This is a genomic window from Paraburkholderia sp. FT54 (assembly GCF_031585635.1).
Classification (GTDB): Bacteria; Pseudomonadota; Gammaproteobacteria; order Burkholderiales; family Burkholderiaceae; genus Paraburkholderia.
This window is the reverse complement of sequence record NZ_CP134195.1, coordinates 2,626,362-2,640,319: the sequence shown is the minus strand read 5'-3', so window position 1 is coordinate 2,640,319 and position 13,958 is coordinate 2,626,362. Positions and strand designations below refer to the sequence as shown.

The window sequence follows — 13,958 nt, the reverse complement described above, 5'->3', positions numbered from 1 at the left end:
CCCCGTGTTGTTGCGCCGAACCATCAGACGAGCAAACGGCGGAGGATGGCTGCAGCGTCCCTTACGGCCTGTAAAAATCCGCGTGGCCTGGTGGCCCGAGCGCCGTTCGAGTTCAGGCGAGCTCGCGATACAACGCCAGATAACGCTCCGCCGAGGCGCCCCAGCCGAAGTCCTGGCGCATCGCGCGCCGCTGGGTCGCCTTCCATTCGGTGCGGCGCCCATAGAGCGCGAAGGCGCGGCGGATCGCGGCGCCGATACCCTTCAGGTCGAATCGTTCGAACACGAAACCGGTGGCGAGGTCGTCGGCGAGATTTTCGAGCGATGAGTCCACCACCGTGTCCGCGAGACCGCCCACGCAATGCACGAGCGGCAGCGATCCATAGGCCAGCGCATACAACTGCGTCAGCCCGCAAGGCTCGAAACGCGAGGGCACCGCAATCACGTCGCTGCCCGCGACGATGGTATGGGCGAGCGTTTCGTCGAATCCCAGTTCCACCGCAACGGATTCCGGATGGGTATGCGCGACGCGTTTCAAACCGTTCTCCAGCGCCGGGTCGCCGGTGCCGAAGACGATCAGCTGGCCGCCGTGTTTGACGATCTCGGGCACCGCCTCGAGCAGCAGGTCGAGGCCTTTCTGCTCGGTCAGGCGGCTCACCACGCCGAACAGCAGCGCATCGTTTTTTTGCGCCAGGCCGAAGCGTTTCTGCAGCGCTTCCTTGCACGCTATTTTGCCGGCGAGGCGCGTCGTGCCGTAGTGGTTCGGGAGCAGCGCATCGGTGGCGGGATTCCAGACCGTGTAGTCGACGCCGTTCAGAATGCCGCTCAGATCGTGCGAGCGATGGCGCAGCAGCGCGTCGAGGCCGCCGCCCTGGGCGAGCGTCTGGATTTCGCGCGCATAGGTCGGGCTGACCGTGGTGATGCGATCGCTGTAGTAAAGGCCCGCCTTGAGAAACGACAGTTGCCCGTAGAACTCGACGCCGTGCATGTTGAAGTAATCGTCCGGCAGTCCGAGCTGACCGAACTGGTGGGCGGGAAACACACCTTGATAGGCGAGGTTGTGCACCGTGAACACGCTACGCGCGAAGCGCCGGCCATGCTGGCGTTCGGCCGCTTTCAGATAGGCCGGTGCAAGCCCCGCATGCCAGTCGTGCGCGTGGACGATTTGCGGCGACCACGCTAGGTCCAGTTGCTGCGCAAGGTGCGCGGCGACCCAGCCGAGCAGCGCGAAACGCTGCGCGTTGTCGCCGTACGGCACGTGCTCGTCGTTCAGATACGGGTTGCCAGGGCGGTCGTACAGTGTGGGCGCGCGGATCACATAGACGATCAGGCCGTTCGACGCCAGCGTGCCCCGTTCGAGCGTGACGCCCGGCGCGTCGAACCGGCGGCCCAGTTGCGCGACCGGCGTCAGGTCGGTCAGACCGGCGACCACCGCCGGGAAGCCGGGCAACAACACCCGCACATCGGCGCCGCGCTCGATCAGCGCGGGCGGCAACGCGCCCGCGACGTCGGCGAGACCGCCCGTTTTGAGGAGGGGATACAGCTCGCTTGCGACGTGCAGGGCGCGAATCGTCATAGGCTCCGTCTCTGTCCTGTTTGGTTCGGGTTGGGCGCGGATGCTCGGGGGCCGGTGGCAGCCGGCCTGACTACGTCGTCTGCCGCAACGCTTCCGGCGTGACCAGCACGACGCCGTCGTCGGTCCGGTAGAAGCGCTCGGCGTCGCTCACCGGATCTTCGCCGATCACCGTGCCGTCCGGTATCGCGCAGCCGCGGTCTATCACCACTTTCTGCAACCGGCAGCTCGCGCCCACGGTGACCTGCGGCAACAAGACTGCCTCATTGATGTTACAGAACGAACTCACTTTCACATTCGACGAGAGCACCGAGCGCGAAATCTGCGAGCCCGATATTACGCAACCGCCGCACACGATCAGATTGTTGCCCGAGCCTTGCAGCCCCTTCATGTCGCGCACGAACTTGGCGGGCGGCAACTGTTCCTGGTACGTCCAGATCGGCCAGTTGCGATCGTAGAGATCGAGCGTCGGGATGGTCGAGGCGAGGTCGAGATTGGCGGCCCAGTAGGCGTCGATCGTGCCGACGTCGCGCCAGTACGGTTCCACGTTCGGATCCGACGACACGCACGACATGCTAAACGGATGCGCGATCGCCATGCCTTGCGTGACGACGCGCGGCAGGATGTCCTTGCCGAAGTCGTGGTCGGTGTCGATGGTGGAGATGTTCTCTTCGAGCAACGAATACAGGTAATCCGCGCTGAACACGTAGATGCCCATGCTGGCGAGCGCCGTATCCGGGCGGCCCGGAATGCAGGGCGGATCGGCGGGCTTCTCCAGGAAGTCGGTCACGCGGCGGTTTTCGTCGACGTGCATCACGCCGAAGGCCACCGCCTCCATGCGCGGCACTTCGATACAGCCGACCGTGCAATCCGCGCCGCTCTCCGCGTGGTCGGCGATCATGCGCGTGTAGTCCATCTTGTAGATGTGGTCGCCCGCCAGCACCACCACGTATTTCGGCCGGATCGAACGGATGATGTCGAGGTTCTGGAACACCGCATCCGCGGTGCCGCGATACCAGTGCGCGCCTTCCACGCGCTGTTGCGCGGGCCACAGGTCGATGAATTCACCCATCTCGCCGCGCAGGAAGCTCCAGCCGCGCTGCAGATGGCGCAGGAGCGAGTGCGCCTTGTACTGAGTGACGACCGCGATGCGGCGGATGCCCGAGTTCAGACAGTTGGAGAGCGCGAAGTCGATGATCCGGTATTTGCCGCCGAAGTGCACGGCCGGCTTGACGCGTTTGTTGGTAAGCGGCCCGAGCCGCGTGCCCCGTCCGCCCGCGAGGACGATGGCGAGGGTAGTGCGTTGCAGATCGTTCAGCCGTGCCGGAGTGTCCATGTCTGTCTCCTGATTAGTATGCCCCGGATGGTTTGGTCGCTTGCTCTGCTCTGATGAATCGTGCCGTGCGGCGGGTCCGTCTTCGCGGGCCCGTCTGCTAGTTCTAGCACTGAATTGCAGCGGGCGAGTAGTCTGAATTGTGCGGATGCCGCTCGTGCGTCCACCTTGCGCACGATCAACCCTTGCCGTGCTGCGATCCGTGCGCCACGACACATAGAGCGTGAGGTGAGGGGCCGCAATATGCGTGCCACGGACGCCACGCCGTGATCGGGCTTGCGTTGGCGGCAGCAGAGTCGGGCGGCGCGTCGTAGAATCGTGCGCTCCTGGCCGGAGGCTCGGGCGTGGGTCTCACCGTGCGTTTGTCGCGCATGCCTCCTGTGTTTTCCCTTTATAAAAAAACTTCGATGAGTTTTCGCCGCCTTTCCTTATGCGCCACGTTGAGCGTTTGCGCGCTAACCATGACCCCTGCATCCGCCGTTTTTGCGGCTTCCGCCGCCACGCCGGCGAGCGGCGCTGCAAGCCTGGCCGGTTCGTCCGTCCCGGCGGCTGCCGACGCGGCGAGCGCCGCGGGCGATCCCGGTCCGGCTTACGGTCCCGAGTTGCAGGGCTTCAACTACCCGGCGCCGGTCGATCAGTACGACTTCACCTCGCAAGGGGTGGCGCTGCACATGGCGTACATGGATATCAAGCCGGCCAAGGCGAACGGCCGCACCGCGGTGCTGCTGCACGGCAAGAATTTCTGCGCGGCGACGTGGGATGCGACGATTCATCGGCTGAGCGACGCCGGTTATCGCGTGATCGCGCCGGACCAGATCGGTTTTTGCAAGTCGAGCAAGCCCGAGCACTATCAGTACAGTTTTCAACAGCTCGCACGCAATACACACGCGTTGCTGGAATCGCTCGGCGTGACTGACGCGACCGTGATCGGCCATTCCACGGGCGGCATGCTGGCGATCCGCTACGCGCTGATGTATCCGCGCGAGACTCAGCAACTGGTGCTGGTCAACCCGATCGGTCTGGAGGACTGGAAGGCGAAGGGCGTACCCTCGCTCTCCGTGGACCAGTGGTATGAGCGCGAGTTGAAGACGACTGCCGAAGGCATTCGCCGCTACGAGCAGGCCACCTATTACGCGGGGCAATGGCGCGCGAGCTACGAGCCGTGGGTGCAGATGCTGGCGGGCATGTATCGCGGTCCGGGCAAACGGATCGTCGCGTGGAATTCCGCGCTGCTGTACGACATGATTTATACGCAGCCGGTGGTGTATGAGTTGGGGCAGTTAAGCATGCCTACGCTGCTGCTGATCGGGCAGAAGGACATCTCCGCGGTCGGCAAGGACGCCGCGCCGCCTGAAGTGCGCGCGAAGCTCGGCCACTATCCGGAGCTTGGGAAGGCAGCGGCGAAGGCGATTCCGCATGCGACGCTTGTGGAATTCGCGGAGTTGGGGCACGCGCCGCAGATGCAGGATCCGCAGGCTTTTCATAAAGCGTTGCTGGATGGTTTGGCGGCGGTGCCGGCGAATCGATGAATTGAAGGACGGCTGAGGTCGCACCGGTCGACAAAAAAGGGCAGCCACGGGCTGCCCTTTCTACATTCGTCAACGAACTCACTTACCCGCCGCCAACTCCTCCCGCACTTGCGCGCCAATCTCGAACGAGCGCAACCGCGCCTCGTGATCATAGATTTGCGCGGTGAGCATCAACTCATCTGCACCGGTTTGCTCGATGACCGACTTCAACCCTTCGCGCACCGTCTCACGATCGCCGAGCACCGTGCAGGCGAGCGAGTGCGCCACGCCATTCAATTCCATCTCCGACGCCTCGAGCCGTTCGACCGGCGGCTGCAACTGACCGGGCGTGCCGCGTCGCAAATTGATGAACTGCTGCTGCAGCGACGTGAAAAGACGCTGCGCTTCTTCGTTGGTATCGGCGGCGAACAGATTGACGCCGACCATCGCATACGGTTTGTCGAGCGCGGCCGACGGACGGAATTGCGAGCGATACACCTGCAGCGCCGTGAGCATGTAATCCGGCGCGAAATGCGAGGCAAAGGCGAACGGCAGACCGAGCGCCGCGGCGAGTTGCGCACTGAAGAGCGACGAGCCGAGCAGCCACAGCGGCACGTTCAACCCCGCGCCCGGCACCGCGCGAATGCGCTGGCCGGGCGCGGGGTCGGCGAAATAGCGCTGCAATTCGACGACGTCGTCGGGGAACGACTCCGCGCTGTTTTGCAGGTCGCGGCGCAGCGCACGAGCGGTGCTCTGATCGGTGCCGGGCGCGCGGCCGAGGCCCAGGTCGATGCGCCCAGGATAGAGCGAGGCGAGCGTGCCGAACTGTTCCGCGATCACGAGCGGCGCATGGTTTGGCAGCATGATGCCGCCTGAGCCGACGCGGATCTTTTTCGTGCCGCCGGCGACGTAGCCGATCACCACCGAAGTCGCCGCGCTGGCAATGCCCGTCATGTTGTGATGTTCCGCGAGCCAGAAGCGGCGGTAGTTCCAGTTTTCCGCATGCTGGGCGAGGTCGAGCGTATTCCTGAACGCGTCCGCCGGCGTGGCGCCCGCGGTGACCGGCGAGAGGTCGAGGACCGAGAAGGGGATCATTGTCTGTTCACGTGTTGTTTCCGGCGCTGTCGCGCGATGGGGCATTCTCGCAAAGGTTGTGCTTTTCTGCTGACGGTGCCGCGATGTCCACGTTCGTGAAAGGGGGTTTGCTCGCGCGCGGCGCCGGGAATGCAAAGGCTGCGTCGGAAGCCCCAAGCGTTACATGCAATGCCGATATGCGGCGCATCTGGACCGAGACCAGACCGTTCGATCACGACGGCCAGTACTACCGCTTCGAACAGGGCTTCTCCGAAGTGAAGCCCGTGCAGCCGCCGCATATTCCGGTGTACTTCGGCGGCGCGTCGGCGCGCGCGCTCGAAATCGCCGGCCGTCACGCGGACGTCTACGCGCTGTGGGGCGAGTCGAAGGCGCAAGTGCGCGAGCAGGTCGCCCGCGTGCGCGCGCAAGCCGCGAAACACGGCCGCACTGTGCGCTTCTCGGTATCGTTCCGGCCGATTCTCGCGGCCACGGAAGCGGCGGCCTGGGAGCGCGCGGAACACATCCTCGAAGAAACGGAGCGGCTGCGCGCGGCGCAAGGCATCGGCGTGGGCGGCCCGGCGCAAAGCGAAGGCGCGCGCCGGCTGCTCGTGGCGTCGGGCGACTCGGATCGCGTGGACGAGCGCTTGTGGACCGGCGTCGCAAAGGAGATTGGCGGCCGCTCGAATGCGACCGCGCTCGTCGGCACGCCGGAACAGGTGGCCGACGCGCTCGCCGAGTATTACGCCCTCGGCGTCTCGACGTTCCTCGTGCGCGGCTTCGACCCATTGGAAGACGCCATCGACTACGGCCGTGAACTGATTCCCGCCACCCGCGAACGCCTTGCGCGCGTTGAGCGCGTGGCGGCATGACGGACGCGCGCTGCTCGTGAATGGCGAGGGCGAGAGCGTGGCCGGCGAAGGACCGGTCGATCAGGCGGCTTTCGCGATCCATGCGGCGATTCATGAAGCGCGCCTCGACGTGATCGCCATGCGATGACCTAACGTTCGAATTCGCCGGTGTCGTACCGGCGCCGACGGCTCATGACTGCGTTGAGCGCGTCATTCGAACCTACCTTCTGAACACTCGATGACTCAAGCCCTGAGGCTGGACCGCCTGCGCGCGTTCGTGAGCCAGATCGCGTCGCTCGTCGACGAAGCCCGGTATCAGCCGTATCTGCTGGACGCGCCTGCGCGCCAGCGTTTTTCGATCGCAAGTTTTGTATGGGGACCCGGGCAGGCGACGCCGGTGCACGATCACACCGTCTGGGATTCGATCGGCGTGCTGCGTGGCGCGGAAATTGCTGAGGGTTACCGTATCGCCCCGAACGGCGCGCTGCGGGAAAACCGCGCGGCAAGACGGCTGGACGCGGGCGCGGTGAATGCGGTGTCGCCGCGCATCGGCGATTTTCATCGCGTGAGTCACGCTTTTAGTGATCGTACGTCGATCAGCATTCACGTGTACGGTGCAGATATTGGTGCGGTGAAACGGTCCGTCTATCCGGGCGGCACCGCCCGCAAGCCGTTTATCTCCGGCTACGCGAACGACGTGTTGCCGAATATCTGGAATGTAGCGAAGGAGTCCTCGATCTCATGAGTTTCGTTCAGGCATTTCGTACCCGATCATTCGAAGACGTGCGCCACGCAGTGCTCGAGCGCGAGGAGATCGCGCTCGTCGACGTGCGCGAGGAAGATCCGCACGCTCGCAGTCATCCGCTGTTTGCCGCCAATCTGCCGCTTTCGCGGCTCGAACTCGACGCGCCCGTGCGCTTGCCGCGCCAGGCGGTGCCCATCGTCGTGTTCGATTCCGGCGAAGGGCTCGCTGAACGCGCCGCGCTCCGCCTGAATGAGTTGGGCTATACCGACGTCGCCCTGCTTGAGGGCGGTTTGCAAGGTTGGCGCGAGGCCGGCGGCGAACTGTTCCAGGACGTCAACGTGCCGAGCAAGGCGTTCGGCGAGCTGGTGGAAAGCGTGCGTCATACGCCGTCGCTGGCAGCGCCGCAGGTGCAGGCGCTGCTCGATCACGAAGCCGACGTGGTGGTGCTCGACGCACGCCGCTTCGACGAATATCACACCATGAATATTCCCGGCAGCATCAGCGTGCCGGGTGCGGAACTGGTGCTGCGCGCGCGTCAGCTTGCGCCGGACCCGGCGACGCGGATCATCGTCAACTGCGCGGGGCGCACGCGCAGCATCATCGGCGCGCAATCATTGATCAATGCGGGCGTGCCGAATCCGGTCGTGGCGCTGCGCAATGGCACGATCGGCTGGACGCTGGCGGGCCAGGCGCTTGCGCACGGCAGTTCGCGCCGCTTCGAGCCGATTGCCGACGATCAGCTGCGTCTGGCCGCCGCCGACTCCGCGCGCACGGTCGCGGACCGCGCGAGAGTGGGCCGCACTTCACGCGACGAAGCACGCCGCTGGGCCGGCGAAGCGGTACGCACCGTGTATCGCTTCGACGTGCGCACGCCGGAAGAATACGAAGCGGGGCACGTGCCCGGTTTTCGCAGCGCGCCGGGCGGCCAGCTCGTGCAGGAGACCGACATGTTCGCGCCGGTGCGTGGCGCGCGTGTGATCCTCGCGGACAACGACGGCGTGCGCGCGAACATGACGGCGTCATGGCTCGCGCAGATGAACATCGAGGTGTATGTCGTCGATGGTCTGATGGCCGCGGACTTCGCCGAGAAAGGCGCGGCGCCGGCAGTCCGCCATGCGCCCACGCCGCCCGACGTCGATGAGATCACGCCGGCCGGACTGGTCACGCTGCTGCAATCGCGAGGCACCGCCGTGCTCGATTTCACCGCCAGCGCCAACTATGTGAAGCGGCATATTCCCGGCGCGTGGTTCGTGATTCGTGGCGAACTTGAGAAAGCGCTGCACAAGGTGCCGGATGCGCAGCGTTACGTGGTGACCTGCGGCAGCAGTGTCCTCGCGCGCTTCGCCGCACCCGATGTCGCGGCGTTGACCGGCAAGCCCGTGCAGGTGCTGAGCGGCGGCACGGCGGCGTGGGTCGAAGCCGGCTTGCCGGTCGAGAGCGGCGAGACGCGCATGGCGTCGGCGCGCATCGATCGCTATCGGCGTCCTTATGAAGGCACCGATAACGCGCGCGAAGCGATGAACGCGTATCTGGAATGGGAGTATGGGCTTGTCGCGCAACTCGGGCGCGATGGTACGCATGGGTTTCGCGTGATCTGACTGGCTTGCCGGAACGAGGCCGTTGAAACCGGCGCACGCGCCCAGGCCGGCAAAGCGCGCGAAACCGGCGAAGCACGCGAAGCGAGCGAGAGTGGCGCGGCTCAGGCCGCGCGCTGCGCGCGCGCTTCCTTGAACTGCCGCTCCGCCGCCGTTCGTGGACGATGCGTCCCGTGGCCGTTGCCTTGAGCGGGCGCATATTTGCATAGCAGAATAACGCGTTTGTCTTATCCAGCGGCGCGTCTTAACGTCGACGACCAATCAACGCGTTGCCGCGACGTACGCACTGCCATGACGACTTTCCATTTTTATTTCGCAATCCGATGTGTTTTGCAACGGGCGTTGTCCATCACGCCCGCCGATGCGGAAGCGGCGCGTGGCAATCGGCCAGCGTTGGGCGCTCTCGCATCCCGACGAAGTCGCGGCGATGCAGTCGCGTGTCACGGGCTTGCCGACCGATGTGTTGAAGACCGTCTATCAGCGCGGCCAGGTGCACCCGGTGGCGATCGACGACAGCGTCGTCGCCGCGCAGCAGCGCATGGCGGACACCTATGAAGCCGCCAATGTGATCCGCGCGCATCTGGACGTGCGCCCGAGCTTCGATCGCAGCTTCCCTTTGCCTTGACGAGGCCAGCCGCGGTCCTCGCATGAATCCCTGATGCGATAGCGCCGTGACCTCGCCGCTCAGCGCGAATCATCTGCCGATTCGGTGTAAACGCGCTCTCGTCTAAACCCGCCAATGCGTTTAGATTAGCTGCACTTGGAAGGCTTATCGAGGGACCAGGACGGCCAATCAAGCAGCGGTTTGCCATTCCGGCAATGGCGCGAGGTGAGCAGCCAAGGTTGCTCACCGCTTCGTCGGGACCAGACCGCTGCGCGTCGTCCGCGGTGCTTCGTTTTAAGGCGGGGAGTTAGCCGCTTTCACTTTCCGGTTGACCGTATCGACCGACCCGGCGACGCTTTGCACAGCGTCGCCTTTTTGCTTGTGACGCCGGTTTTGAACGTGGTTCGCCGCGTGACTTACCGCCGTCGCCGCCTGCTGCCTCCGCCATCCATCATGTACGACGGCGCACACCTTCGTGCCGCGCCCGCTCGCGGTTTTCTCCGTGCGCGGTTATCCTGTAGCAGACACTACACAACGGGATGCGGGCCTTTCGCGGCTCACATCCGTACAGGAATCCGCTGTGAGCCTCAAACTGCTTACCGTCGCCATGCTGGCCGCGTGCGTCGCGTTGACCGGTTGCGACGACCAATCGAGCGACCGCGCCGTGCAAAAACTCAAGGAATTCTTCAACGCCGTCAAACCGGATGCGTTATTGCTCAAGGACATGACGCCGGGCGTCACGACCGAAGCGCAGATCCGCGACCAGATGGGCAAGCCGGAAACCGAGCGAACGTTCACCGACGGTTCGAAACGCTTCGAATATCCGCGCGGCCCGCAAGGCTTGAACACGTACATGGTCGACATCGATCGTGACGGCAAATTGCAGGCGATCACCCAGGTGCTGACGGCGGCCAACTTCGCGAAGATCCGCATGGGCATGAGCGAGGACGAAGTGCGCCGCCTGCTCGGCAAGCCGGGTCAGGTCGCGGTGTTTCCGCTCAAGCCGGAAACCGTGTGGAGCTGGAAGTGGCGCGAAGGCGGCGTGACCGAAGAAGGGATTTTCAACGTGCATTTCGACCAGTATCAGAAGGTGTACACGACATCGCGTTCGGACGTGATCCGTGGGCGATAGAAGTTAGAAGGTAGAAGACAGAAGCGGGGAAGAAGATGATTCGTCGACGTCGATACAGCCGGATCGGGCTGGTGTTAGGAGGCGGCGCCGCGCGTGGCTGGGCGCATATCGGCGCGATTCGCGCGCTGCACGATGCGGGCATCAAGCCCGACGTGGTCTGCGGCACGTCGATCGGCGCGCTGGTGGGCGCGGTGTATGCGAACGGCGATCTCGACTGGCTCGAGGAGTGGGTCGCGCGGCTCACGTGGCAGACGGTGGTGCGCCTGCTCGATCTGCGGCTCTCGGGCGGCCTGCTCGGCGGGCGCAAGGTGATCCAGCTTTTCGCCGATAAATTCAACGGCCGCTCGATCGCGCAACTGAACATGCCGTTCGCGGCGGTCGCCACCGAGCTCGATTCGGGCCGCGAAAGCTGGCTGCAGGACGGCAGCGTGGTCGACGCGGTGCGCGCCTCGATTGCGATTCCCGGCATCTTCACGCCGGTGTGGCACAACGGCGTCTGGCTGGTGGACGGCGGCTTGAGCAACCCGGTGCCGGTTTCGGTGGCGCGCGGCATGCGCGCGGACTGCGTGATCGCCGTCGATCTGAACAACGATATTCTGAACGGCCGCGATTTCGGCGGCGCGGTGGTCGACACGCCCGCCATCGACCCGACAGCGCCGCCGCCGCTCGCGCTGCGCCGCAACGGCAAGCCCTGGCCGCGCTGGCTCGCGCCGGCCGAGGCGCGCGCCACCGACGACGTGCGCGTACCGCCCGCGCCGAGCGCACGCGTGCCGTCCATGCTGAGCTCGATCGCGCAGAGCATCGACATCATGCAGGTGCGCATCACGCGCAGCCGCCTGGCGGGTGAGCCGGCGGATATTTTGATCCAGCCGCGTTTGGGCGGCATGGGGATCTTCGATTTTCACCGCGCGGCGCCGGCCATCGAGGAAGGGCGCGCGGCGGTGGAATATATGCTGCCTGCGATTCGGGCAAGGTTGGGGATCGACTAGCGTCTATCGAAAAAGCGACCCAAAACTTGCTAAATCGCGGCGGCGCTCACCGCACGCCGCGCACCCTGCAAACATCAATCTCCCGCGACACCACGCCCCGCAGGCTATACAGTCCGCCCAAACCACGCTCTGCTGCGTCGCAACAAACCCGCCGCGCACCTTTGAGAAATTAATTTTCGCCTGCGAGACTGCGCGCCATGCTGGACGAGTGGGGCAGGCGCGAGCCGACACCGTCCGACACATCCTCAAACAACCTGGATGGAGACACGCGTGTTCCTATACGGCTTTGGTCCGGTGCTGCTGGCCGGCACGATCCAGACGATCGAGCTGTCTGTCCTGTCGCTGGCGGCCGCCGTGCTGCTCGGCCTCGCGGGCGCGGCGGCGAAACTCTCGTTCAACCGTCCGCTGCGGGCAATCGCGACCGGCTATACAACGCTGATCCGCTCGGTGCCCGATCTGGTGCTGATGCTGTTGCTGTTCTACAGCATCCAGATCGCGGTCAACAATCTCACCGATGCACTGAATTTGCCGCAGTTCGATATCGATCCGTTCGTGGCCGGCGTGCTGACGCTCGGCTTCATCTACGGCGCGTACTTCACCGAGACGTTCCGCGGCGCTTTTCTCGCGGTGCCGCGCGGCCAGCTCGAAGCGGGCAGTGCGTACGGCATGAGCGGCGCGCGCGTGTTCACGCGCATCCTGTTTCCGCAGATGATGCGTTTCGCGCTGCCGGGCATCGGCAACAACTGGCAGGTGCTGGTGAAGGCGACGGCGCTGGTGTCGATCATCGGTCTCGCCGACGTGGTCAAAGCCGCGCAGGACGCCGGCAAAAGCACCTTCAACATGTTCTTCTTCATCCTGGTCGCCGCGCTGATCTATCTGGCGATCACCACCGCGTCGAATCTCGTGCTGATCTGGCTGGAAAAGCGCTACTCGATCGGCGTGCGGCACGCGGAGCTCTGAGACCATGATCGACATCCTCAATCAATTCTGGCGTGCGTTCCTGTACTGGGACGGCCAGCGCATGTCCGGCCTCGCGGTCACGCTGTGGCTGCTGGTGGCATCGGTCGGAATGGGCTTCTGCGCGGCGCTTCCGCTGGCGGTGGCGCGCGTGTCGAAGAAGCGCTGGCTGTCGACGCCGGTGCGTCTTTACACTTACGTGTTTCGCGGCACGCCGTTGTACGTGCAGTTGCTGCTGATCTATACCGGCATGTACAGCCTCGAATTCGTGCGCTCGCATCAGGTGCTGGACGCGTTTTTCCGCAGCGGCTTTCACTGCGCGATTCTCGCCTTCGCGCTGAACACCTGCGCGTACACCACGGAGATTTTCGCCGGCGCGATCCGTTCGACCTCGCACGGCGAAGTGGAAGCGGCGCGCGCCTACGGCATGAGCTGGTTCACGATGTACCGGCGCATTGTGATACCGTCCGCGCTGCGGCGGGCCTTGCCGTTGTACAGTAACGAAGTGATCCTGATGCTGCACGCCACCACGGTCGCTTTCACGGCCACGGTGCCGGACATCCTGAAGGTGGCACGCGACGCGAACTCGGCCACTTACCAGTCGTTCGACGCGTTCGGCCTCGCGGCGCTGATTTACCTCGTGGTGTCGTTCGCGCTGGTGGCGTTGTTCCGCCGCGCCGAGCGTCATTGGCTGGGTTACCTGGCGGTGCGCACGCATTGAAACGCGCCGTGTTTGCAGTAGGCGGCGCTTTGCGTTGGCGCCGTCACGAAGATTGATCCGTATTTTCAAAGGGAGAGCATCTTGCTCCACACGACTCAAACCGAAGCTTGCAAGCTCGCCGTACAGGACATTCACAAGCGCTACGGCGACAACGAAGTGCTCAAGGGCGTGTCGCTCAATGCGAACAAGGGCGACGTGATCAGCATTATCGGCGCGAGCGGGTCGGGCAAGAGCACGTTCTTGCGCTGCATCAATTTCCTCGAGCGGCCGAACGCCGGGCAGATCGTCGTCGACGGCGAAACGGTGAAGACGAAAACCGACCGCGCCGGCAATCTCGAAGTCGCCGATCACAAGCAGCTGCAACGCATCCGCACGAAGCTGGCCATGGTGTTCCAGCATTTCAATTTGTGGGCGCACATGAATGTGATCGAGAACATTGTCGAAGCGCCGATTCATGTGCTGGGTCTGAAGCGCAAGGAAGCCGAAGACCGTGCCCGCGAATACCTCGAGAAGGTCGGTCTCGCGCCGCGCCTCGAAAAGCAGTATCCGTCGCATCTGTCGGGCGGGCAGCAGCAGCGTGTGGCGATTGCCCGCGCGCTGGCGATGAACCCCGACGTGATGCTGTTCGACGAGCCGACTTCCGCGCTCGACCCCGAACTGGTCGGCGAAGTGCTGAAGGTCATGCAGAAGCTCGCCGAAGAAGGCCGCACGATGATCGTCGTCACTCACGAAATGGGTTTCGCGCGCAACGTGTCGAATCACGTGATGTTCCTGCATCAAGGCCGCACCGAAGAAGAAGGCTTGCCCGCTGAAGTGCTCAGCGCGCCGCGCAGCGAACGGCTCAAGCAGTTCCTCTCCGGCAGCCTGAAGTAACGCGCGGCT

At 64.5% G+C, this 13,958-nt stretch carries 11 protein-coding genes and 3 pseudogenes; 11 read left to right on the top strand and 3 right to left on the bottom strand.

Annotated elements, in window-relative coordinates; translation table 11 throughout:
- Positions 1 to 112 precede the first annotated feature (112 nt).
- Both glgA and glgC read right to left on the bottom strand, forming a co-directional pair.
- Complete coding sequence (glgA, locus tag RI103_RS12240; RefSeq protein WP_310812269.1) at positions 113 to 1,573, bottom strand: glycogen synthase GlgA; 1,461 nt, start codon at positions 1,571 to 1,573, stop codon at positions 113 to 115.
- 70 nt (positions 1,574 to 1,643) lie between these two features.
- Positions 1,644 to 2,906, bottom strand: coding sequence for a glucose-1-phosphate adenylyltransferase (gene glgC, locus RI103_RS12235; protein WP_310812268.1), 1,263 nt, complete (start codon positions 2,904 to 2,906; stop codon positions 1,644 to 1,646).
- 404 nt (positions 2,907 to 3,310) lie between these two features.
- Between glgC and RI103_RS12230 the strand changes: the two genes are divergently transcribed.
- The gene (locus RI103_RS12230) at positions 3,311 to 4,432 is read left to right on the top strand and encodes an alpha/beta fold hydrolase (RefSeq protein WP_409076939.1); all 1,122 of its coding nucleotides are present in this window, start codon (positions 3,311 to 3,313) and stop codon (positions 4,430 to 4,432) included.
- Between the two features lie 78 nt (positions 4,433 to 4,510).
- Here RI103_RS12230 and RI103_RS12225 read toward each other — a convergent pair whose 3' ends face one another.
- Positions 4,511 to 5,506, bottom strand: a complete 996-nt coding sequence (locus tag RI103_RS12225; protein WP_310812266.1) for an LLM class flavin-dependent oxidoreductase — start codon at positions 5,504 to 5,506, stop codon at positions 4,511 to 4,513.
- 176 nt (positions 5,507 to 5,682) lie between these two features.
- Here RI103_RS12225 and RI103_RS12220 point away from each other — a divergent pair.
- The 10 genes and pseudogenes from RI103_RS12220 to RI103_RS12175 form a co-directional block, all read left to right on the top strand.
- Positions 5,683 to 6,354 (top strand): annotated as a pseudogene (locus RI103_RS12220) (LLM class flavin-dependent oxidoreductase); the annotation flags it as partial.
- A gap of 7 nt (positions 6,355 to 6,361) precedes the next feature.
- Positions 6,362 to 6,472 (top strand): annotated as a pseudogene (locus RI103_RS12215) (class II aldolase/adducin family protein); the annotation flags it as partial.
- A gap of 99 nt (positions 6,473 to 6,571) precedes the next feature.
- The gene (locus tag RI103_RS12210; protein ID WP_310812265.1) at positions 6,572 to 7,078 is read left to right on the top strand and encodes a cysteine dioxygenase; all 507 of its coding nucleotides are present in this window, start codon (positions 6,572 to 6,574) and stop codon (positions 7,076 to 7,078) included.
- Positions 7,075 to 8,676 carry a rhodanese-related sulfurtransferase gene (locus RI103_RS12205; RefSeq protein ID WP_310812264.1) on the top strand — a complete coding sequence of 534 codons (1,602 nt, stop codon included), beginning with the start codon at positions 7,075 to 7,077 and terminating at the stop codon, positions 8,674 to 8,676. Before RI103_RS12210 ends, RI103_RS12205 begins: the two co-directional genes overlap by 4 nt.
- A 367-nt stretch (positions 8,677 to 9,043) precedes the next feature.
- Positions 9,044 to 9,298 (top strand): annotated as a pseudogene (locus tag RI103_RS12200) (aliphatic sulfonates ABC transporter substrate-binding protein); the annotation flags it as partial.
- Positions 9,299 to 9,857: 559 nt separating this feature from the next.
- Entirely contained in the window at positions 9,858 to 10,409 is a 552-nt protein-coding gene (locus RI103_RS12195; protein WP_116116581.1) for a hypothetical protein, read from the top strand.
- Positions 10,410 to 10,444: 35 nt separating this feature from the next.
- The gene (locus RI103_RS12190) at positions 10,445 to 11,398 is read left to right on the top strand and encodes a patatin-like phospholipase family protein (protein WP_310812263.1); all 954 of its coding nucleotides are present in this window, start codon (positions 10,445 to 10,447) and stop codon (positions 11,396 to 11,398) included.
- 270 nt (positions 11,399 to 11,668) lie between these two features.
- Entirely contained in the window at positions 11,669 to 12,358 is a 690-nt protein-coding gene (locus RI103_RS12185) for an ABC transporter permease (RefSeq protein WP_012432581.1), read from the top strand.
- Between the two features lie 4 nt (positions 12,359 to 12,362).
- Positions 12,363 to 13,076, top strand: coding sequence for an ABC transporter permease (locus RI103_RS12180; protein ID WP_310812262.1), 714 nt, complete (start codon positions 12,363 to 12,365; stop codon positions 13,074 to 13,076).
- Between the two features lie 81 nt (positions 13,077 to 13,157).
- The gene (locus tag RI103_RS12175; protein WP_310812261.1) at positions 13,158 to 13,949 is read left to right on the top strand and encodes an ABC transporter ATP-binding protein; all 792 of its coding nucleotides are present in this window, start codon (positions 13,158 to 13,160) and stop codon (positions 13,947 to 13,949) included.
- Positions 13,950 to 13,958 lie beyond the last annotated feature (9 nt).

Bases quoted from the DNA above. Each gene is read 5' to 3' on its own strand.
- glgA (WP_310812269.1), bottom strand. From the start codon at position 1,573: ATGACGATTCGCGCCCTGCACGTCGCAAGCGAGCTGTATCCCCTCCTC.
- glgC (WP_310812268.1), bottom strand. From the start codon at position 2,906: ATGGACACTCCGGCACGGCTGAACGATCTGCAACGCACTACCCTCGCC.
- RI103_RS12230 (WP_409076939.1), top strand. From the start codon at position 3,311: ATGAGTTTTCGCCGCCTTTCCTTATGCGCCACGTTGAGCGTTTGCGCG.
- RI103_RS12225 (WP_310812266.1), bottom strand. From the start codon at position 5,506: ATGATCCCCTTCTCGGTCCTCGACCTCTCGCCGGTCACCGCGGGCGCC.
- RI103_RS12210 (WP_310812265.1), top strand. From the start codon at position 6,572: ATGACTCAAGCCCTGAGGCTGGACCGCCTGCGCGCGTTCGTGAGCCAG.
- RI103_RS12205 (WP_310812264.1), top strand. From the start codon at position 7,075: ATGAGTTTCGTTCAGGCATTTCGTACCCGATCATTCGAAGACGTGCGC.
- RI103_RS12190 (WP_310812263.1), top strand. From the start codon at position 10,445: ATGATTCGTCGACGTCGATACAGCCGGATCGGGCTGGTGTTAGGAGGC.
- RI103_RS12180 (WP_310812262.1), top strand. From the start codon at position 12,363: ATGATCGACATCCTCAATCAATTCTGGCGTGCGTTCCTGTACTGGGAC.